Annotated in this window: 28 protein-coding genes; 21 read left to right on the plus strand and 7 right to left on the minus strand. The window is 51.4% G+C overall.

Going from position 1 to position 18,875, the window contains the following annotated elements:
- Window positions 1-68: 68 nt before the first annotated feature.
- On the plus strand, window positions 69-1,331 hold the full coding sequence (locus LKE88_RS11495) for a GspE/PulE family protein (protein ID WP_118286906.1): 1,263 nt from the start codon (window positions 69-71) through the stop codon (window positions 1,329-1,331).
- Here LKE88_RS11495 and LKE88_RS11500 read toward each other — a convergent pair.
- Window positions 1,308-2,195: a LysR family transcriptional regulator gene (locus LKE88_RS11500; protein WP_118286907.1), complete on the minus strand. Its 888-nt coding sequence runs from the start codon at window positions 2,193-2,195 to the stop codon at window positions 1,308-1,310. The two genes, LKE88_RS11495 and LKE88_RS11500, sit on opposite strands and share 24 nt — an antisense overlap.
- Window positions 2,196-2,336: 141 nt before the next feature.
- Here LKE88_RS11500 and LKE88_RS11505 point away from each other — a divergent pair, with 141 nt between their 5' ends.
- Window positions 2,337-3,374: a YeiH family protein gene (locus LKE88_RS11505; RefSeq protein ID WP_105327002.1), complete on the plus strand. Its 1,038-nt coding sequence runs from the start codon at window positions 2,337-2,339 to the stop codon at window positions 3,372-3,374.
- 598 nt (window positions 3,375-3,972) lie between these two features.
- Here LKE88_RS11505 and LKE88_RS11510 read toward each other — a convergent pair.
- Window positions 3,973-5,139 carry an SAM-dependent methyltransferase gene (locus LKE88_RS11510; protein ID WP_105327441.1) on the minus strand — a complete coding sequence of 389 codons (1,167 nt, stop codon included), beginning with the start codon at window positions 5,137-5,139 and terminating at the stop codon, window positions 3,973-3,975.
- A 404-nt stretch (window positions 5,140-5,543) separates the two neighbouring features.
- Between LKE88_RS11510 and LKE88_RS11515 the strand changes: the two genes are divergently transcribed.
- The gene (locus LKE88_RS11515; protein ID WP_105327003.1) at window positions 5,544-6,194 is read left to right on the plus strand and encodes a trimeric intracellular cation channel family protein; all 651 of its coding nucleotides are present in this window, start codon (window positions 5,544-5,546) and stop codon (window positions 6,192-6,194) included.
- A 96-nt stretch (window positions 6,195-6,290) separates the two neighbouring features.
- Here LKE88_RS11515 and LKE88_RS11520 read toward each other — a convergent pair whose 3' ends face one another.
- The 5 genes from LKE88_RS11520 to LKE88_RS11540 form a co-directional block, all read right to left on the minus strand.
- Entirely contained in the window at window positions 6,291-6,782 is a 492-nt protein-coding gene (locus LKE88_RS11520) for a YajQ family cyclic di-GMP-binding protein (RefSeq protein WP_105327004.1), read from the minus strand.
- Window positions 6,783-6,798: 16 nt separating this feature from the next.
- Window positions 6,799-8,355 (minus strand): DUF4127 family protein, encoded by a 1,557-nt coding sequence (locus LKE88_RS11525; protein WP_105327005.1) that lies wholly within the window; start codon window positions 8,353-8,355, stop codon window positions 6,799-6,801.
- Window positions 8,356-8,515: 160 nt separating this feature from the next.
- The gene (locus LKE88_RS11530) at window positions 8,516-9,592 is read right to left on the minus strand and encodes a site-specific integrase (RefSeq protein WP_276803625.1); all 1,077 of its coding nucleotides are present in this window, start codon (window positions 9,590-9,592) and stop codon (window positions 8,516-8,518) included.
- A gap of 54 nt (window positions 9,593-9,646) precedes the next feature.
- Complete coding sequence (locus LKE88_RS11535; protein WP_276803626.1) at window positions 9,647-10,267, minus strand: DUF4352 domain-containing protein; 621 nt, start codon at window positions 10,265-10,267, stop codon at window positions 9,647-9,649.
- Between the two features lie 15 nt (window positions 10,268-10,282).
- On the minus strand, window positions 10,283-10,891 hold the full coding sequence (locus LKE88_RS11540; RefSeq protein WP_276803628.1) for a LexA family protein: 609 nt from the start codon (window positions 10,889-10,891) through the stop codon (window positions 10,283-10,285).
- Between the two features lie 164 nt (window positions 10,892-11,055).
- Here LKE88_RS11540 and LKE88_RS13215 point away from each other — a divergent pair, with 164 nt between their 5' ends.
- The 18 genes from LKE88_RS13215 to LKE88_RS11625 all read left to right on the plus strand — a co-directional run bounded on the left by LKE88_RS13215 (window position 11,056) and on the right by LKE88_RS11625 (window position 18,872).
- Window positions 11,056-11,241 carry a helix-turn-helix transcriptional regulator gene (locus LKE88_RS13215; RefSeq protein WP_423767613.1) on the plus strand — a complete coding sequence of 62 codons (186 nt, stop codon included), beginning with the start codon at window positions 11,056-11,058 and terminating at the stop codon, window positions 11,239-11,241.
- 32 nt (window positions 11,242-11,273) lie between these two features.
- Window positions 11,274-11,483 carry a helix-turn-helix transcriptional regulator gene (locus tag LKE88_RS11545; RefSeq protein ID WP_276803630.1) on the plus strand — a complete coding sequence of 70 codons (210 nt, stop codon included), beginning with the start codon at window positions 11,274-11,276 and terminating at the stop codon, window positions 11,481-11,483.
- 262 nt (window positions 11,484-11,745) lie between these two features.
- Complete coding sequence (locus LKE88_RS11550) at window positions 11,746-12,090, plus strand: helix-turn-helix domain-containing protein (RefSeq protein ID WP_276803632.1); 345 nt, start codon at window positions 11,746-11,748, stop codon at window positions 12,088-12,090.
- Complete coding sequence (locus tag LKE88_RS11555) at window positions 12,074-12,355, plus strand: LysM domain-containing protein (RefSeq protein ID WP_276803634.1); 282 nt, start codon at window positions 12,074-12,076, stop codon at window positions 12,353-12,355. The genes LKE88_RS11550 and LKE88_RS11555 overlap by 17 nt, the downstream gene beginning before the upstream one ends.
- A gap of 80 nt (window positions 12,356-12,435) precedes the next feature.
- Window positions 12,436-12,753, plus strand: a complete 318-nt coding sequence (locus LKE88_RS11560) for a hypothetical protein (protein WP_276803637.1) — start codon at window positions 12,436-12,438, stop codon at window positions 12,751-12,753.
- Entirely contained in the window at window positions 12,750-13,046 is a 297-nt protein-coding gene (locus tag LKE88_RS11565) for a hypothetical protein (protein ID WP_276803639.1), read from the plus strand. Before LKE88_RS11560 ends, LKE88_RS11565 begins: the two co-directional genes overlap by 4 nt.
- On the plus strand, window positions 13,043-13,528 hold the full coding sequence (locus LKE88_RS11570) for a siphovirus Gp157 family protein (RefSeq protein ID WP_276803641.1): 486 nt from the start codon (window positions 13,043-13,045) through the stop codon (window positions 13,526-13,528). Before LKE88_RS11565 ends, LKE88_RS11570 begins: the two co-directional genes overlap by 4 nt.
- Before the next feature lie 12 nt (window positions 13,529-13,540).
- Window positions 13,541-14,215 (plus strand): hypothetical protein, encoded by a 675-nt coding sequence (locus LKE88_RS11575; RefSeq protein ID WP_276803643.1) that lies wholly within the window; start codon window positions 13,541-13,543, stop codon window positions 14,213-14,215.
- On the plus strand, window positions 14,212-14,721 hold the full coding sequence (locus tag LKE88_RS11580) for a hypothetical protein (protein ID WP_276803644.1): 510 nt from the start codon (window positions 14,212-14,214) through the stop codon (window positions 14,719-14,721). The genes LKE88_RS11575 and LKE88_RS11580 overlap by 4 nt, the downstream gene beginning before the upstream one ends.
- A 15-nt stretch (window positions 14,722-14,736) precedes the next feature.
- Window positions 14,737-15,570: a hypothetical protein gene (locus tag LKE88_RS11585; protein ID WP_276803645.1), complete on the plus strand. Its 834-nt coding sequence runs from the start codon at window positions 14,737-14,739 to the stop codon at window positions 15,568-15,570.
- A complete protein-coding gene (locus LKE88_RS11590; protein ID WP_276803647.1) occupies window positions 15,560-16,288 on the plus strand; it encodes an ATP-binding protein in 729 nt (242 codons plus the stop codon). Before LKE88_RS11585 ends, LKE88_RS11590 begins: the two co-directional genes overlap by 11 nt.
- Window positions 16,289-16,415: 127 nt before the next feature.
- The gene (locus LKE88_RS11595; protein ID WP_276803648.1) at window positions 16,416-16,703 is read left to right on the plus strand and encodes a hypothetical protein; all 288 of its coding nucleotides are present in this window, start codon (window positions 16,416-16,418) and stop codon (window positions 16,701-16,703) included.
- Window positions 16,700-17,026, plus strand: coding sequence for a hypothetical protein (locus tag LKE88_RS11600; RefSeq protein WP_276803650.1), 327 nt, complete (start codon window positions 16,700-16,702; stop codon window positions 17,024-17,026). The genes LKE88_RS11595 and LKE88_RS11600 overlap by 4 nt, the downstream gene beginning before the upstream one ends.
- The gene (locus tag LKE88_RS11605; protein WP_276803651.1) at window positions 16,935-17,294 is read left to right on the plus strand and encodes a hypothetical protein; all 360 of its coding nucleotides are present in this window, start codon (window positions 16,935-16,937) and stop codon (window positions 17,292-17,294) included. Before LKE88_RS11600 ends, LKE88_RS11605 begins: the two co-directional genes overlap by 92 nt.
- Before the next feature lie 284 nt (window positions 17,295-17,578).
- Window positions 17,579-17,779, plus strand: coding sequence for a hypothetical protein (locus tag LKE88_RS11610; RefSeq protein ID WP_276803653.1), 201 nt, complete (start codon window positions 17,579-17,581; stop codon window positions 17,777-17,779).
- On the plus strand, window positions 17,776-17,982 hold the full coding sequence (locus tag LKE88_RS11615; RefSeq protein ID WP_276803654.1) for a hypothetical protein: 207 nt from the start codon (window positions 17,776-17,778) through the stop codon (window positions 17,980-17,982). Before LKE88_RS11610 ends, LKE88_RS11615 begins: the two co-directional genes overlap by 4 nt.
- Before the next feature lie 13 nt (window positions 17,983-17,995).
- Entirely contained in the window at window positions 17,996-18,469 is a 474-nt protein-coding gene (locus LKE88_RS11620) for a hypothetical protein (protein ID WP_276803655.1), read from the plus strand.
- Between the two features lie 118 nt (window positions 18,470-18,587).
- A complete protein-coding gene (locus tag LKE88_RS11625) occupies window positions 18,588-18,872 on the plus strand; it encodes a DUF7694 domain-containing protein (RefSeq protein WP_276803658.1) in 285 nt (94 codons plus the stop codon).
- Window positions 18,873-18,875: the final 3 nt, after the last annotated feature.

The raw sequence follows: 18,875 nt of genomic DNA on the forward strand, positions 1-18,875 counted from the left end.
TTCAATAACTTTGAAACGAACGGGTTATTTGGCATAATAAAAGGGAAATCAAGCTTTAGGAGGACGCAATGGGACCATCAATTTCCACTTCACAAAGCCACTTTATTCTATTGTCTACGCACGTGCTGCCGGAAGAAACAGGCGGGGCAGCTTCTCCGGCCATTGCCCTGGCAGAAACCCTGCTGAATCAGGGCCTGGGCCTGGGGGCTAGCGATATCCATTTGGAACCGGGCAAGGACGGACTTCAGGTCCGCTGCCGGATTGACGGGGTGCTCCAATTTCTCACCCTGGTGCCCAAACATCTCCAGGAACCGCTGTTGTCCCGGTTTAAGATTATGGCGGGGCTGGATATTGGGGAAAAACGTCTGCCCCAGGATGGCAGGCTCCAGGGAGAATGGGAAGGCCGCCTGGTGGATATCCGGGTTTCCTCCCTGCCTACGCTCTACGGGGAGACCCTGGTACTCCGGCTGCTGGACCGGCAGCGGGTGCGGCTGGAATTGGGCGCCCTGGGCTTTCCCCAGCACAATCTGGCCCAGTTGCGCCAGGCCGTACTGCAGCCCCATGGGCTGATTCTGGTTACCGGGCCTACGGGCAGCGGCAAATCCACTACGCTGTACGCTCTCCTCAGCACCCTGGACCGCCAGGGGAAAAATATCATTACCGTGGAAGACCCGGTGGAGTACCAGCTGGACGGCATCAGCCAGGTGGCGGTGAACCGGAAGGTGGGCTTGGATTTTGCCCGCTCTTTGCGCACCATTTTGCGCCAGGATCCGGACATTATCATGTTGGGGGAAATCCGGGACCGGGAAACGGCCGCCATGAGCATCCAAGCGGCCCTGACCGGACATTTGGTGTTCAGCACTCTGCACACCAATACGGCAGCAGGAGCGGTGACCCGGCTGCTGGATATGGGGGTGGAGCCCTATCTGTTGGCGGCTGCTTTGCAGGCAGCTGCTGCCCAGCAGTTGGTGCGGGTGCTCTGTCCCCATTGCAAAAAACAACTGCCCCAGGCAGCTGGCTGGGAGCGCAGCTATCTGGGGGTCTCGGAGCAGGTGCCTCTCTATACGGCGGTGGGCTGTCCCCATTGCCGGCATACGGGCTACCAGGGGCGGCTGGCTCTCCAGGAAGTCCTGCTGCTGGATGAAGGTCTGCGCCGGCAAATCCTTCAGGGGGCCGGAGAACAGCAGCTGGAACAGGCGGCCTGCGCCGCCGGTATGACCACCCTGTGGGAAGATGGCCGGCAGAAGGTGCTCCAGGGGATTACCTCCCCGGAGGAGCTGCTCCGGGTGCTGGGACCCCGGCCGGGCTTAGCTGCTGGCCAGGGCCTTTAGCTCGGAACAGATGGCCCGGTGCTCCGCAGAAAAAATGCTGTTGCGCACCCAGATAAAGTCAAAATCGTGTTCCATGGAAAAATCCTGCAAATGGAGCTGGTGGCAGCTGCCCTGGGCCAGCTCCTTTTCTACGGCAATCCGGTACAGGAAGGTGATGCCGCAGTCCTGGCACATCAGCCCAATAATGGTATGCATATTGCCCACCTGGATATAGTGGGCGAAATCGCTGATGGTCAGGTCTTGCAGGGCCAGGTTCCGCTCCAGGATGTTCCGGGTACCGGAGCCGGGCTCCCGGACAATCAGCCGTTCGCAGAGCAGATCCCGCAGCCGCCGGGGTTCCCGGGCAAACTGGTGGGAGGCGGCGCACACTGGCACAAAGGCTTCCGTACTGTAGGGCATATGGTCAAATTGGTTGGCGGGATAGTATCCCTCCACCAGGGCAAAGTCCAGCTGGCCCTGTTCCAGCAGCTCCAGCAGTTCCTTGGTGTTGCCAAAAACCACTTTGATATTTTTTTCCGGGTGGCGCTTGCAGTAGGCGGCCAGGGGCTGGGTCACGGCGTATTCTCCAATGGTCATGGTGACCCCGAAAAACAGCTGCTGGGAGGGGGCCTCCGCTGTCTGCATCCGGCGGCGCACCTCGGCCTCATCGTTGCGCATGACGGAAACTGCCGACCGCAGGACCTTTCCGGCCGGGGTCAGGCGCAGCCGGCGGCCGTCGTGGATAAACAGGGGCATTCCGTACTGTTTTTCCAAAAACCGGATATGCTGGGATACAGCGGGCTGGGTCAGGTTCAGCTGCTCGGCGGCCCGGGTAAAATTCATGGTCTGGCAAACACATAAAAACGTTTCTAACCGTGGTTCCATAAGCGCCTCCATAACAATAATTTATAGGCTCATTATAAAACATAATTTTTTATTTCGGAAGACCTCTGCTATAATAATGAGCGAACTTTCAAAAAACTACTTGGGGCGCCGGGAAGCCGGGGCCTGGAACGGGGGAGAAACATGGGTCAAACAAAAACAAAAGGAATCCTGGTCTGCCTGGCCATTGCCATTCCAGCCTGGATCTGCGGGAAGCTGTTTCCGGTAATCGGGGGTGCTGTCATTGCCATCTTGCTGGGTATGGTGATTACCATGCTCTGGACGGACAAGGGCAATGCGGAACCGGGCATCAAATGGACGTCCAAAATCATTTTGCAGGCGGCCGTAGTGCTGCTGGGCTTTGGCATGGACCTGAACGTGGTGGCTGCCACCGGCAAGCAGTCCCTGCCCATTATCGTCTGCACCATTTCCACTTCGCTGATTTTGTCCTACCTGCTGCACAAGGCCATGAACATTCCTACCAAGATTTCTACCCTGATTGGGGTGGGGTCTTCCATCTGCGGGGGTTCCGCCATTGCTGCTACGGCGCCGGTGGTCCATGCGGACGATGAAGAAGTGGCCCAGGCGATTTCTGTTATTTTCTTCTTTAATGTACTGGCCGCCATTCTGTTCCCCATGCTGGGGGCTGCATTGGGCTTTAGTACGGTCAGCGGGGAAGGGTTCGGGATCTTTGCCGGCACCGCTGTCAACGATACCTCCTCGGTAACCGCTGCCGCTGCTACCTGGGACAGCATGTGGAACCTGGGGAACGCCACCCTGGATAAGGCTGTGACGGTAAAGCTTACCCGGACCCTGGCCATTATTCCCATTACGGTGGCCCTGTCCCTGTATTATGCCAAAAAGGAAGAAGACCTGGAAGCCAAGGAAGGGAAGAAGAAACTGAGCATTTCCTCCCTGGTTCCCAAGTTTATCATCTACTTTGTGCTGGCTTCCATTGTGACCACCATTGCCCTGCATATGGGGGTGGGCCACGAGGTCTTTGGGCCGTTAAAGACACTGAGCAAATTCATGATTGTCATGGCCATGGCCGCCATTGGGCTAAACAGTAACATCGTCAAGCTGGTGAAAACCGGGGGCAAGCCCATCTTGCTGGGGGGCTGCTGCTGGATCGGCATTACCGTGGTCAGCCTCTTGCTGCAGCATATGATGCATTTGTGGTAAGGAATAGGAGAAAATAAAAAGGGGTTGGGAAATAATAAAACTTCCATCGTCGCCTGCGGCGACACTTCCCGAGCGGTTCGCCGTACTCCAGTCAGTTTCGCCCACAGGGCTCACTTCCTGGACGGCTATCGCATGGGCCTTATTAACCAAACAGCCTCTTACAGAATTTGTTGGGCTGTTTGGATGCGGCCGCAATGCTTGCAGGAAGCGTTCCAGACCTCTACTGGTCAAGTGACAGCGAAGGGTAGTGTCTAGTATTTACATACTGTGATTTCTTCTCAAAACTTGTTTAGCACACGACCAGTATGGGTCTAAGACTAGCCCGGCAAAGCGTTGCGCCACATCCAAGAGCATGTCAGTTTATCAAAATGCTCTTGGCTAATGTGAGCCATGTGATAGCAGCCCAAGAAGCAAGCCCGCGGGGCGCGGCTGATTGGAGTGCTGCGAACCACTAAGGGGCCGTCAGTCCGCAGGACTGACTGAGGAAGTTTATTAGGATACATTAGGATATGTCTATAACGAACAAAAAATGGCTTGCGAACTAGGTTGAGTTCGCAAGCCATTTTTATTGTTCGTTTTGCAGTGCGCAAAATCGTTTTTAATACCACCGGGTCATGGGCAGGTCGTTGTTGGTGCCCTTGGTGAACAGCAGCTGATGTACGTCGATGTAGCCAATGTAGAAGGCTGCGGCGCAGCCGCACAGATACAGTTCCCACATCCGGACGAAGTCTTCGCCCCGGTGGGCAGCAATCTTTGCCTTTACCTTCTGGAAGTTGGCATTCCAGCATTGCAGGGTCTTGGCGTAGTGCCGCCGCAGGCTTTCGGCGTCCAGCAGCTGGAAGGGGCCTTTGTCCCCCAGTTCGATGATTTCGTAGATGGTGGGCAGGGTGCCCCCCGGGAAAATGTATTTTCGCATCCAGGGGTTGCTGTTGATCTGGTCCCGGCCGTTGATAAAGTGCAGCAGGAACAGGCCGCCTTCCTTCAGCACCTGGTCCACCACGGTCATGTACTGTTCGTAGTGGGAGCGGCCTACGTGTTCCAGCATGCCTACGCTGACCACCCGGTCGAAGGTAAGGCCCTTTTTGGGCAGGTCCCGGTAATCCAGGAGCTCAATGCGTACCTGGCCTTCCAGGCCCAATTCCTTGATCCGTTTTTGCCCCATGGCCCACTGTTCCTTGCTCAGGGTGCAGCCATAGCCTCTGACCCCGTAGAGCTTGGCTGCTTCCAAAAGCAGATAGCCCCAGCCGCAGCCAATATCCAGTAGGCTCATGCCCTTTTCCAGATGCAGTTTTTCCAGGATGTAGTGGACCTTGTTTTTCTGGGCCTGTTCCAGGGTGTCGTCCGGGTTCTTGAAATAGGCACAGGAATAGCTCAGGGTAGGATCCAGCCACTGTTCGTAGAACTCATTGCCCAGGTCATAATGGGAGCAGACTTCTTCCCGCTGGGTGGATTTGTCTTCGGAAGGGTAGAGCAGGTGGTTCACTGCTTTCCGGTCCAGGGAGAACCGGTCCATCTGCTCCAGGAGGCATTTCAGCACGGTGAACAGATCCCCGTCCACTTCAATATCCCCCCGCATATAGGCTTCGCCCAGGGCCATGGTGGTGGAAGTCACTAGTTCCTTTTTTGGTACATCTTTGTGGATGATGATCCGGAACAGGGGCTTGCCGGTGCCGATGGTGTAGGTCTTGCCCTTCAGGTCCAGCTCGAAACAGTATTTGTCAAAGCGCTGGAGATAATAGGCCATAAAATCATCCATCAAATGCATGTTCACAGCAATCGCCTTCATTTCTATAGATTTGAAGTCCTTTTGCGTCCGGCAGGCCACTTCCAGCCAGCAGATTCCGCAAAGCAAAAAGCCCATTCCTCAAGAGAAATGGGCAGCATTCCGGAGCACGAACAAGATGCAGTATGGGAAATTTTAGAGTTAGAATTTGGGCTTCTGGGGGTTTGTAAAAGAAAACCGGCAGAACAACCCAAGTGAGGAAGTGCTGCAGGTGTAAAAGGATTTCTAAAGAATATTATAGCACGGTACATAAAATTTTCAACAGCCCGCAGGGACGAAATAAGTCCCACAACGGGACGGGAGCTTTTTTGCAGGAACTTTCTGACGCAGCGGGATTTTTATGGTATAGTAGAGAAGACAAAAATGTCCGCTGAAGGAGGACGGTTATGGGACTCATCTGGAATGCCTTTGAACTGGCAGGAACCATATCTTTTGCCCTATCCGGCGCCATTGTGGGCCTGGTTAAGGATATGGATGTATTTGGCATTGTGGTGCTGGCGGTACTGACCGCAGTGGGCGGCGGTATGATCCGGGATGTACTGGCAGGGCAGACCCCGCCGCTGACCCTGATCAGCCCGGCCAATCTGTTTCTGTCCATTGCCATTGCCCTGGCGGCTTCCTACTATTTCTCTTGGTTCCGGATCCGGGGCCGGCGGAAACGGGTACTGAATTTCTTTTACGCCCTGGCGGATACCGTGGGCTTGGCTTCCTTTACGGTAACGGGAACCATGATGGGTCTGGCCCAGGGGGAACCCCATTCCTATGTGTATCCAGTGCTTTTGGGGCTGGTTACCGCCGTAGGGGGTGGGGTGCTCCGGGACCTGATGGCCCAGCGGGTGCCGGTGGTGCTGGTGGCAGATGTGTACGCCACGGCCTCCATTGCCGGCAGCCTGCTCCAGTGCCTGGTGTGGCACTTGGGCTATACCGAGCTGGCCCCCTGGGTAGATGCGGTGAGCATTATCCTGCTCCGGCTGTTGGCCATGAACTACAAATGGCAGCTGATGCACCCCATTGAGCGGCGGAAACGGATTCGGTAGGGAAGTTTCATTATTTCACACCTCTTTTTATAAGGTAAATAAAAAACAGCCTCTGTCCCAGAGTTTTCTGGGGCAGGGGCTGTTTTCTTCTGTTTGTCAGCGCATATTGATGAACTGTACGTCGATGCCGAAATCCTGGCTCTTGACCAATTGGATGACGGCTTGCAGGTCGTCCTTTTTGGGACCGGAAACCCGGACCTGTTCGTCCTGCTGCTGGGTGGTGACTTTAATCTTGGAAGCTTTGATGGCCGCGATGATTTTCTTGGCCGTTTCCTTGTCGATGCCTTGCTTCAGTTTGATGGTTTGGCGCACGGTGCCTTTGGCGGCGGGTTCAATTTTGCCCGGCTCCAGGGCACGCAGGGACAGGTCCCGTTTGGCCATACGCTGGCGCAGAATGTCCAGAATGGCGCCCAGCTTGTACTCGTCTTCGGCAGCCAGTTTCAGGTCGCCGTCAGAGAGTTCAATGCTGGCTTCGGAACCCCGAAAGTCGTAGCGCTGGGAGATTTCCTTGCGGGTTTGGTTCAGGGCATTGTCCAATTCCTGCATATCCAGTTGGGAAACAATGTCGAAAGAGCTGTTTTTGGCCATGAGATGGTCCTCCTTTTTACTTGACCCGGATATCCACTTCAAACATACGGTTCCAGGGAAATTCAACGGTGTAGCGGGTGCCCCGCAGAGTGGGTTCATCGTCCACGTATTGCAGGAACAGGCGGTTGGTGTCGGAAAGAATCCGGTTGTAATACTTGCCCAAGTCGTACTTGAGCTTGAAATCGTGCTGGTCAATGCCCAGGGAAATCCGGTAGCGGATGTTGGCCTGGTAGATCCAGTCGTCCAGCAGCCGGGTCTTCAGCAGCCGCAGCCGCTGTTCCGGCTTCATCAGGCTGCCCAGCATGCCCTGGCTGATGGCGTAGCCTACGGCGTTGTCCGCCGTGTTCCAGCCGTTGTAGGCGGTCAGGTCCAGCAGCGCCTTCTGGTTGGTGAGGGCCAGCATAAAGCCGTTGTCTGCGCCGTTGCTGTAGGAAATGTCTGCTACGGAAACGGGTTTGCGCTTTTCCAGCTGGGCAATTTCCTTGGCAAAGGTCTTGTTGGCCTGGTTGCTGTAGGGGGCGTTGTCATCGCTGGTGGAATCCCGGCAGACGCCGTCGTCGGGGGTGTTTACTGCCAGCACTAGGTCGGCCTTTTTCTCGTGGACCGTTTCCCGGCCGCCGGCAGCAATAATCTGGTTGTGGACGGACTGGGCTGCGCTTTCGTCGGAGTATTGGGGCACGGTGGCGCCGCCCACTCCGGGGGCAAAGACCGGGTAGACCCAGGGCTTGTCCCCCCGGGCTTCATTGATGGCTCGGGTGACCAGGAGCAGTCCCAATTGGTCCACCCCGGGAAGAATCTGGAACTGTTTGTCGCTCATGCCGCTGCCCACGTAGGCCAGGTGCCGGGCTTCCATATGGGTTGCCGACAGGGGGGAGTCATCGTCCTTGCCCAGGGCAAAGTAGTGGAAGACGCCGTTCTGGTCCAGGCGGATTAACCGCTTGTTGGTCTGGAAGTTCATCAGCCGGCGGGTATTCCAGTCCTGCCAGATGCTGTTGGGAATCTGGGCCAAAAGGGTCTGCTGTTCGGCGATTTCCTTGCCGGACAGGCCTTCCAGGTCGGCCTTGTCCTGGAGCTGGGACAGTCGGAAAATGGTGGGCCCAAAATGCTGGTAGTAATCCGGCTCCACCTTGCCGATGCTCTGCTGGGGCGTGCGCATAATGGTGCTGAAGGCATAAATCTTCAGCCCAGGGTTGTCCTTTTTCAGCCGTTCCAGCCGGGTTACCTTGTTCTTCAGGTACTTCTCCAGATGGTCATGGGTGCGGGATGCCACCAGACCGCCGTAGTTCAGGCTGTCCGTGGCAATGACCGCGGCTTCTGCATGGGGTGCTTCTTGTTCTAGCCAGGTCCAAAGTTTTTCGTTGTCCCCTTGACTGGACTGATCGGACAGGTATTTTACAGGAGGAGTCGTTACAGGATAACCGGCCGCTTTGGCCGTGTCAACGGTATATTCCAAACACACCGGACGGTTGTCCAGGGGAATATACAAGATTTTGGGAGAGGCTGCTGCCTGACGGTGAAGCAGGGTCAGGGCCAGGAGTCCGCTTCCCAAGAGAATTTGGAAAAAACGTTTCATGGAGTCCTCCTTTTTTGCATACCAGTTATTATACACTATCCTGAACCAGGAAATAAAGACTTTGGAGGTTTGTGATATAATAAAGTATACACTAAAAAAGCCAGGTAGATATTGATTCTACCTAGCTTTTTTCTTTTAACGGCAGACAAACGGCAGAAACTTAGGCAAAAGAGTATAAATCTGCGATACTTTCGGCGGCTTTATCCCGAATATCTTGTGTATAATTTACATAAGTTTTGGATACGATTGCAACGGTATCACCAAGGACCGAGGCGACTAAATTAATATCGCCTGTCTTGGACAACAGGAGTGTGGCGAAGGTGTGCCGGAACGAGTGGATGGAGCGCCCATAATGTTTCCGAAGCCACAGATTAAGATTCACTGTCAGAGCGTGCATACCTTTTGGAGGGAAGACAAGGCCATTCAGCTGTAATGGGGTTCCCTGCTTATATTTCCGCAGTTCTTCCATGACCTCTTCCGGAGCAGGAACCGCCCGGACGCTGTTGGCTGTCTTACAGGGCTTCAACCCGTACTTCCCACGACCTATTTGTCCCCACTGCTGAGTTACCCGGAGCTGGTTCCGGCGGAAGTCTATTGCATCCCAGGTCAGGCCGAGAATTTCACCAATCCGAAGTCCTGTTCTGGCGGCTATGAACAACACCAGGTAGTGTGTCCGGTTCTTCCGGCCCTGGAAGTGGGCAAGAATGTCCGATACTTCTTTGACCGTAAAGGCGTTCAATGGCGGCTTCTCCCGGTTGGAAATCTGTTTTATGATCCTGGCCGGGTTTTCCGGGATGATCTTATACAGTACGGCGTGTTGCAGTATGATCTTCAAAGCCCGGAGAGTCAAATTCCTGGTTGCGACTGCGACCGGCAGGGAGTTAAGCTGGTTCAGTATCATGGGCATGGCCAGATCTTTGATAGGCGTATCCAGGATAGGATCCAGCCGTTTAAGGCAGGCCCGGTAACTCTGGATGGATGTATATGACAGTTCTTTCTCCCGGTCCCGTTTAAAGATAGGCCAAAACTGCCGTAGGGATATATCTTTCAGTGTCGGGTCAAAGGTCAGACCAGCTTCCTTCTCCGCCTGGCTAAGCAGCTCCGTCTGGTATGCCCTGGCTTCCCGTTGGGTGCGGAACCCCTGCTTCGTTTTCTGCTTCCATTTTTTTCCAATCTTATATGCCAGGATCAGACACACCGACCCATTTTTCATCCTGGTTGAAAACGTATATTCCATGTTACCCTCTTTCTAAAAGTGCCCTCCCAAACGGGAGGGCTTTTTATTTTCATTTCACTTATTCAAAAGTATCTTTCCGTCCCCGTTGTCTGATCCGAAGGAAAATCCGCTCATCGTCAGTACCAGGTCATTAGAACCTGCTACTGAATCTGGAACATCAAAGTAGAGTTCCCCGACTTTTTCCACGCCCGGGTTCAAGGCCGTAAGGAAAATGTTTTTGTCGGTTCGCACCGCTAGGGTTACCGGCGAATAGGTGGTATCGCCCTGCTTAATTTTGAAAGCCCCGTTGTTCAGTCTTTTGGCTTCTTTTGCGATGTTTTTAAATTTCACGTGGAGAACGATATATTTTCCGTTGGCCGTTGTCTTTAAGTATCCGCTGTCGTCGTATACGTCTTTGGCTGTCTGTTTATCCAGGACCGTGATTTCAAAATTTTTGTCCTTCAATGTATCCCCAATTTTGTACACTTTTTCTTGTTTTGTTCCGGTTCCGCCCTGGGGATTCTGCCCTGCTGGTTTTCCGCCCAGAAGGCCGCAGACTACGCTCACCGCCAGGAAGAGCAGGAAAGCCTTTTTTCTGGCCCCGGATTTAAAGAACGGGGCAAATTTATGCGGTTTGATCAGTGACAGTACGAACCAAAAGAATACGACAACTGCGATTACACCAGTGATGTTCATTTTTCAGGCCCCCCTTTACCATTCCCTGCGATTTTCAATGACTTTCCCGACTATCCTAACCGGAAGGGTTTCAATGTCATGATTGCTGTAAAAGTGTGGCTCGTATACGTCCGGGTTGAATGCATATAGGAAAATTCCATTCTGGTCTTTCTTGACTTTCTTCAGTGTGGCTTCGTCCCCATTGACTAGGACAACGGCTATTTCCCCGGATTCCACGTCCGGCTGTTCTTTTACGATTACAATGTCCCCTTCCTTGAACTCCGGGATCATGCTGTCACCTCTGACTTTAAGGGCGAAAAGTTTTCCCTGTTTGGCCATTTTTGCGGTGACTTCTTCCCAGCCGATAATGTTTTCGGCGGCATAAGCAGGCTGGCCGGCTATGACACTTCCAAGGACGGGGATATTAGAGGCAGAAGGGGCAGGAGCTTCTGGTTCCCCAAACAGTTCATTTCTGGATAATCCGAAAATCTCCATCATGCCACGAACTGCCGATTCACGGGGTACAGCGGCGTTATTTTCCCATCCGGTCACGGACTGTTGACTAACTCCGAGCCTTTCTGCCAGTTCGTTCTGGGTCATTTTCAGTGCTGTTCTTTTCTCTTTGATTATCTGACCAATTCCCATTCTCTGCACCCCCCTTTTTTTCACCATTTATAATGGTAGCTCTGGCCTTATTGTACTAAAAATAATGGTAAAAATAAATTATAATTTAATCGGTTTTTGTGTTGATTTACCATTTAAAATGGTATATAATAAATACAAGTTAAATTGGTAAAGGTGGTGAAACTATGCGAGAAAATCTAATTAAATTCCGTGGGGACCATACCCAACAGGAGATGGGCGAAAGATACGGAGTAGGCCAGCAAACCTGGTCTGCGTGGGAACGGGGTGATATTACTCCGTCCGCCAAGAACATGCGGAAAATTTCCAAGGATTCCGGTATGAAGGTTGATGAACTTTTTTTTCAGCCATAAATACCAATTTAATTTGTAGGAGGGTGTGAATCATGGGAAATACTTTTAGTGTGAACATGGAAAAAGTTGACGAACTACGGCTAAAAAAGTTCTGGACTAATTCAGAGTTGGGGAGAAAAGCCCATTTAACAGAAGCAACTATTTATTCGCTGAAAGCAAAACGCCGAAACGCTAGCATGTTAACAGTCAAGAAACTAGCCGCCGCCCTGGACGTATCCCCGGCGGAAATCATTGAAAAGTAGCTTTAATTTGTAAAGGTGCAGAAGATGAGAAGATATCTTTTACAAACCATCTGTGATTACTATCTTGAAGTTAGATACAGATGGGTGAATGGGATCAAAAAATACCGAGCCTGCTACCAGGAGCGACACAAATTTGCCTGGCACCCGATTGCAGGATCCCGGTGGGAAGTAAAAAGAGCGGATGCCCAGAAATTCCTGGATAGATACGCCAGGAGCATGGGCATAGTCAAACCGGAAAAGGAATACTGAAGGGGGTGAAGGGATGAAGCAAGAGGAATTCGACCGGGAGATATGGACAACCAGGAACGTAGCCGACTACTACGGATGTACTCCCCAGGCTGTCTATGACATGAGAGATTCCGGGAAACTCCATCAGCTGGTCAATCTCCCTGGGGTTCGATTTTCAAAAAGGGAAGTCGTAGAACTGGCGAAGATGCCTGGCGATTCCCTTCTTCCGCATGAGGTGGCCAGGCTGAAAAGGGAATTGAAACTGGAAAAGGAAAAGAACGAACGCCTTATGGCGTTGATGTTCAAAGTTGGTCAGCTGGGTTCCCAGGCTATGGCCGAAATCTTGAAAGGGGGTGAAAACAATGAACTGGAGATCTAAAGCGGCCGCACTTGTGATTGCCCTGTCAGCAATCACCCTGGCCGGTCATGCTGTGTCTGCTGTCAACGAGATTCAGCGTCCGAAACAGTACACTTGCTATTCCCGTGTGGTGCTTCCTGGGCAATCCCTATGGGATATATGCTCAAAACTGGAAACAAGCGAAGATATCAGGGAGGTGATTGACAGGGCGAGGACGGATAACGACGTGACCGACCCGGGCGCACTACAGCCCGGTAAGGTGCTGATGATTCGGGTAAAAAAATAATCCCCACATCGCAGTGTGGGGATTGGGTGGAGATTTTTCAATAAGTGACTCCACCTCCATTATAGCACGGAGGGATGAAAATGGAAAACACTGAACAGGTTCGGAATCAGATCCTGGAAAAGAAAATGGACGACTACAGCAGTATGCTGAGGGATTTCAAAGCCGATGGCGAACTGCTCGTAACTATCACGCTGAACGAATACCGTTTCCTGGTTGACGATAGGGCAACCAATCGACACTACTCCAACGAGTGCTATGACCTTCGGAAGCAGGTGGAAAACCTGCAAAAGGAAATCAGTGACCGTGATAAGCGGATTGTGGCGCTGACAGAACAACTGAAAGGGGCCGCCAGACTGGTGAAGGCTTTCAAGATGATGGAAAAGGAGGACGAAAAATGAAAACAGTAAGCGAGCTTCTGAAAGACATCTCCCTTGTTATGGAGAAAAATAAAATTTCTGGTTTCTCTGCTTTTGCTGACGATGAGCATGTGGGATGCCAGATGATGGGGTTCCCGTCGGATATTCTCGCCTGTCTTTCCGCACTTATCCAGGATATGGTTTCAAACATGGGAGAAGCCAACACGATTTCCGCTGTGATGGACGGGTTCAGACGGAAAAAGGTGGATATGGACAGCGTGATTTTCGCCGCCAACTACAAGGAACTGCATGGTTCTGAGGAGGATGAACAATGAGCACTTTGTACGAAATCAACGAACAGATTCTCCGTTGCGTGAAGGACGGGGACATGGTAGTGGACACCGAAACCGGGGAAGTCATTGATGCGGCGGCCCTGGATGCCCTGCAAATGGATCGTGATGAAAAACTGACTAACATCGGCAAATGGATTCTTGACTTGAAAGCTGATGCAAAGGCCATCCGGGAACGGGAAATTTCCCTGGCTGAAAGACGGAAGGCCAAGGAGAACAAGGCCGAACAGCTCACTGACTATATGAACATGGTCCTGGCCGGCAATAAATTCGAATGTGCAGACTTCAAGGCATCCTATCGGAAATCCCAGGCTGTTGAAATCATGGATGCCGGAAAGATTCCTGCATCCTATCTGATTGTACAGGATCCGAAAGTCGATAAGGCCGGAATCAAGATGGCGTTGAAAGCCGGAGAAGAAGTTCCCGGAGCCAAGTTGGTTGAACGTAACAACCTGTCCATTCGTTAAGGAGGCGTACAAATGGATCAACGATATATGAGCCTTTCAGAAGTTCCAACGGATGCGACGAAGAAAATTCAAGCCGGAAAGCTGAAAGGAAAAAGCGACATTAACCCACAATGGCGCTATGAGGCAATGACCGAAGTCTTCGGCCTTTGCGGTGAGGGCTGGAAATTCGAGATCACCAACACCATCCAGGTTCCTGTACCTGCCACCGGGGAACTGATGATTTTCGTTTTCTTAAATCTGTATATCAAGGGGCCGGACGGATGGTCGGCCCCCATCCCTGGAAGTGGAGGCGACTTCCTTATTGTCAAGGACAAGAACGGTATTCACGGGAACGATGAGGCATACAAGATGGCTACCACCGATGCTCTGGGGACCGCCGCCAAGATGATAGGGGTTGCAGCTTCCGTATACCGGGGAACCTACAGAACAAAATATGAGCGGCAGTCGGAAAGCTATGCAAGCGAGAACGAGTTTGATTACAAGCCAGAAAAGCCACAGCCGCCTCAACATCCCAACCAAAAGATGGCAAACGATTTGGAAATCCTCTGCGAGAAGAACGGGAAAAAGATCCAGGATATGCTGACCCATTACAAAATAAAATCAGTCGCAGAAATGGATATGACAACATATTGGCGTACGTACAACACACTCAAACATAAGCTGGAAGAAGTGGAGGCTCAAGCATGATCGAGATTAAAGATGTGAAGATGAAAGGGAACACCGATGTAAAGGTGTCCTACATCGAAGCAAATGACGGAAAAGTGACCGAATACGTGGTGTCCTCAAACGAGGCACCACGCCCCGAATTCATCCAGGCAATGTGTTCCCTGGCCCCAGATCTGATGGGGATCATTGGAATTTCCATCAGTGATGGAGACAAGGCAGACGAAAGAACCAACATCCTGGGCTGTTCATTTAAGCACACAGAGGACGGAAATTTCAACGCTGTAATCAAGGGCACGATCTACGTTCCGTGGCTCGATGCTGATGTTTCTATCAGCACGCCAAACGTCGGGACCCGGCCAAAAGATGCGCCCCTGGGGGCATATCTTTCTGACTCTACGGAGCGGAAATTGCGGAAGGTGCTGAAAGAAGCCGAACTGTACGTTACCGGTAAGCGTGCCCAGGAAGTGCTTTTCGATGATGAAGCAGGAAGTCAAAAGGCTATTGAAAACATGAAGTTGATTGGATAAACAAGGCGGTGGCAGATGGAAACATTCAGTTACATAAGCGAATTGAACGCTTTTGATGCGTGGCTGACGTATCACGAACTGCCACCTTCTTCAATCGCCCTATGGTTCGCCTTGATGCGTATCAGCAACTCACTGGGCAGGAGAACAGAGTTCAATGCTTCTTTGAGCTTGCTCAGCATCAAGTGCGGGCAGATGGATGAGCGGACGATTCGCAACGCCAGGGAAAGACTGAAAAACGAAGGATTGATTTCTTTCCAGACACGGAAAGGGCTTCGGTCTGCTGTCTATACTCTTCATCTCTTATCGGAAAGAAAGGAAAAAAATGTACCTTCTACTTTCCGTTCTAATCCAAATACGGAAATGAGAAAGGAAAAAAATGTATCTTCTGCTTTCCGTTCTTTTGCTGAAAGCGGGGAAAGAAAGGAAAAAAATGTACCTTCTACTTTCCGCATACATAAGAGTAAGAGTAAAGATTATAAGAGTAAGAGTATATATATAGGCGATCAGACCAAAGATGTTATCCACGAATTCGAATGCAAGATTCACCCAATACCCAATCTAACCGAACGGGAAAATCTTCTCGATCTCATCGAAACCTACGGAACCATGGATGTTATGGAAGCGATTCAAAAGGCTTCCGGTTATCGTGGAACATCAATTCAATACGTGGCCAGTATCCTGGCAAATAAAAAGAGAGGTGTACGGAATGGGAATGGAAATCAGCAACGAAACGCTGGACTTCCTCAAAGTCCACTGCCCGGGGGTTATGACGAAGCTGCAGAACGCAAACGCCAACGTGTCTTCGAAGAACTGGGCATCCAAGACGGTCGAGGAACAGGTGAAGGATGAACAGGCACCCTGCCGGGAATGCGATGGGGTACACTGCGGGCAGCCCACCAGAGGCTTTTATCCGCTCATCGTACAATCCAACGGGAAGCCCCACAGGGTTATGCGGATGTGCCGGGTGGAAGAAGCCAGACGGAAACAGGAGAAAATCGACCGGCTGATGAAGAACAGCTGTCTGCCGCTGTACCTGGCTGGAAAAACATGGGAAGACTTTCATGCAGATTCCATGGATGAAAAAGCCGCACGGGATGCCGGAAAGGCTGTGGCGAGTGGAAGCACTGATCGTGGTCTTTATATCACTGGCCCAAAGGGTACGGGAAAAACCATGCTGGCCTCTTTGATAGCCAGGGAGAGATTGCAGGACGGGATCCCGACCATGTTCGTGTTCGTCCCAGATCTGCTGGCCAAATTCCGGGACGCAATCCGGGATGAGAGCCAAGAGGACCCGGCAAAGATTGCCAAGGATGCGGATTTACTAATCCTGGATGATATCGGTGCAGAACGGGCTACAGCGTGGGTAGCAGAACAGCTCATGGGGCTGGTCAACTACCGATATACGAATTGCAAGCAGACCATATTCACCAGCAATTACAGCCTGGATGAATTGGCCGATCATATCGCTGGGAACGGTGACAGAGTAACTGGCGAGCGGATTGCGTCTAGGATCATGGCCATGACTGTGAGCATTCCCCTGCGGGGACGAGACTGGAGGATGGAGTAATGATGCGGAAATGGGTATGGGAACTGCTGATGATTGCGATTGTCGTTGTGTTTTTAAGCGGGATCCTGCTGATGGATATCATGGCCATATATGCGTTGTTGGTGGGCGGAAGATAGGAGAATGAGATATGAGGACGTTGGAAGATGTGATACATGAAAATCGTGAGCTTATGAGAGATATCAGCCGGTTGGAGGATAAGAACGAACGGTTGGAAAGACAGAATCGAGATCTGGAAAAGATGGCCACGAAATACCAGCAGACGTCAAACATCCTGGACGAGGAAAATCATCACCTGCGGGAAGCGTTAGACAGCTCACGGGATGTAATCGAGGATTTATGTACGAGAGTCAACGAGCAGGATGCCCTGCTGATTAATCAGAGGGAAGTAATCAAGGAACTGGAGAAACGGAAATGAACGGGAAATGGATCCCCGGAGTCAGCAGGCAAGACCTGAAGAAAATCAAAGAACTTCCCGTTCCGCTATTCCGGGAATGGCTTATCAACTACAGCGACGAAATTCAATACCAGGGAGCGGTGGCGGAAAAGGCGCTGATCCTGGAAGCATTGCACAGGGAGTTTGGATTCGGAAAGACCCGGCTGGAAAGGGTGCTTGACCGGGCAATGAAGATCAAGAAAGAGGTTGAAGATGGACAAGGAAAGAATAGCGAAGATCGCTCAAAGAAAAGCCTATGTAATGGGGCATATAGATCCCCGCACGGGGCTGGAACAGCTCAGTGAAGAATTGAACGAAATGAGCCAGGCCGCACTAAAGTTAATCCGTGCGGCAGGGTGGAATGGGAATCCAACCCCCGTAGACTACGAACAAGCTCTTTCGGATTTGAACGAAGAGTTCTGCGACGTGTTGATGTGCCTGGAAGTTTTAACCGAGAACGGGGCGGATGATCTGTATCAATGCGTTGAAAACGCTACGATCAGCCCGAAGTGGATTCGATGGGCGAACAGGATCAAGGAGGGTGATTGCAATGCGGAGAGCCGTGATTCTTGATTTTCAGATTGGAGTTCGTGATGAATCCCCTTACGCCAGGGCAATCCTGGTGCTGGATGGGAAACATTACCTTTTCGATATGACTAGCCTTACAATCGCTCCCTATAAACATGGAATCACCGAGTGTATGGCTTTCAAGTGCGACAGGAAGGGTAAGGTCAAGAGTTGGTCCGAAGCCTAGGTACGACAAAATCATCTGGGTGTCAATCGAAAAAATTTGATGGAGTGTATCCAAAATTTCTGCGACATTGCAGATTTCGAAAAATCGAAAGGATGGATGTGAAATGATGGAACAGGAAATCGAACACAAAATCTTGTCGTGGAAGGTGAAAAAAGTTGGCGATGGAGATTACAGAGTGATCAGGCCCCACAAGTTCATCATGCTCGTTGATGAATATGATTCTGGAGCGTTTCCCAACAGGGTGCTTGCGGAAGAACATGCCATGACTCTGAACCGTGATGAAAAGAGAAAGAGGGAAAAATGAAGTTCAAGAAGCTGTTTCCACTGATTGTGGATACGAACATTGAAGTTCAGACGCGGGATGGAGAAACCATGCTCAATGGTGATCCGGCGGCTATGACGTGGGATTCCATCGAAGAAATCAAGAACCGAGAAATTCTTGAAATTGTTGCATGTACCAATAAGGAAGAAGAAGCGGTGATGCTTGTTACCATCGAGAACGAATGAAGGAGGCAGAAACATGAAAAGCAAGGTTTTGTATTTCCCTAGGGACGTGAAAGTAATGATTACGCCTAAGTCTGTAGTGAGCGATGAATTTCGGCAACAGATCCGTGACTCATTCCGGGACTATACCTACGGAACCCGTGAGGACTACCGCTATCAAGACAAGCTGGCATACATCAATTTAATCCGGGAAGAGAACTTCAAGGTTGATGCAGAGGACCTTATCAATGAGTACATCAGGGACCAAATATGGGATCAAGGCGAGTTTAACCTGGACGATTTCAAAGACTTTGAAACCCTTGAATGGCTCATCAATGAAGGCGTCGGCAGGAGCCTGAAAGACTGGCACCATTGGTCCGGAGACCATCATCTTGATGAACCAGCTTGTAAATTTGTACAGGCTGCCATTGAGGAAGTCATGAACTATCCGGAGACTGATAAACAGAATGAGATAAAAGAAGGGGACAAAGACAATGAGAGACCTGCATGAGCTAGATAAATACCGGCTGCCGAACGCGGTTCTAATCAGCATCTCATTTTTCGGCTGTGATCCAAAGGGAAACGGAGTGTTCCTGGTACGGACTTTCAAGAGCGGACGGCGGTTTCAAGTGATCGCTACGGACGGTGGCGGCTGGGATCATGTTTCCGTGACCCCTCTTGACAAACCGAACAAGATTGCCACCTGGGACGAGATGTGCGAAATCAAGGATATGTTTTTCCTGCCGGAGGAAGAAGCAATCGAGTTCCATCCGAAGAAGTCAGAATACGTGAACCTCGCAAAGAACTGTCTCCATCTCTGGCGTCTGAACGATGGCCGGGAATGGCCGGACCCGTACAAGGAAGCAATGGCCCGGAAAGATGAGGACCAGAGGAAAGCCAAAGATAGGATGTAACAA

This window comes from Acidaminococcus hominis, from assembly GCF_022484025.1.
Taxonomy (GTDB): Bacteria; Bacillota; Negativicutes; order Acidaminococcales; family Acidaminococcaceae; genus Acidaminococcus; species Acidaminococcus hominis.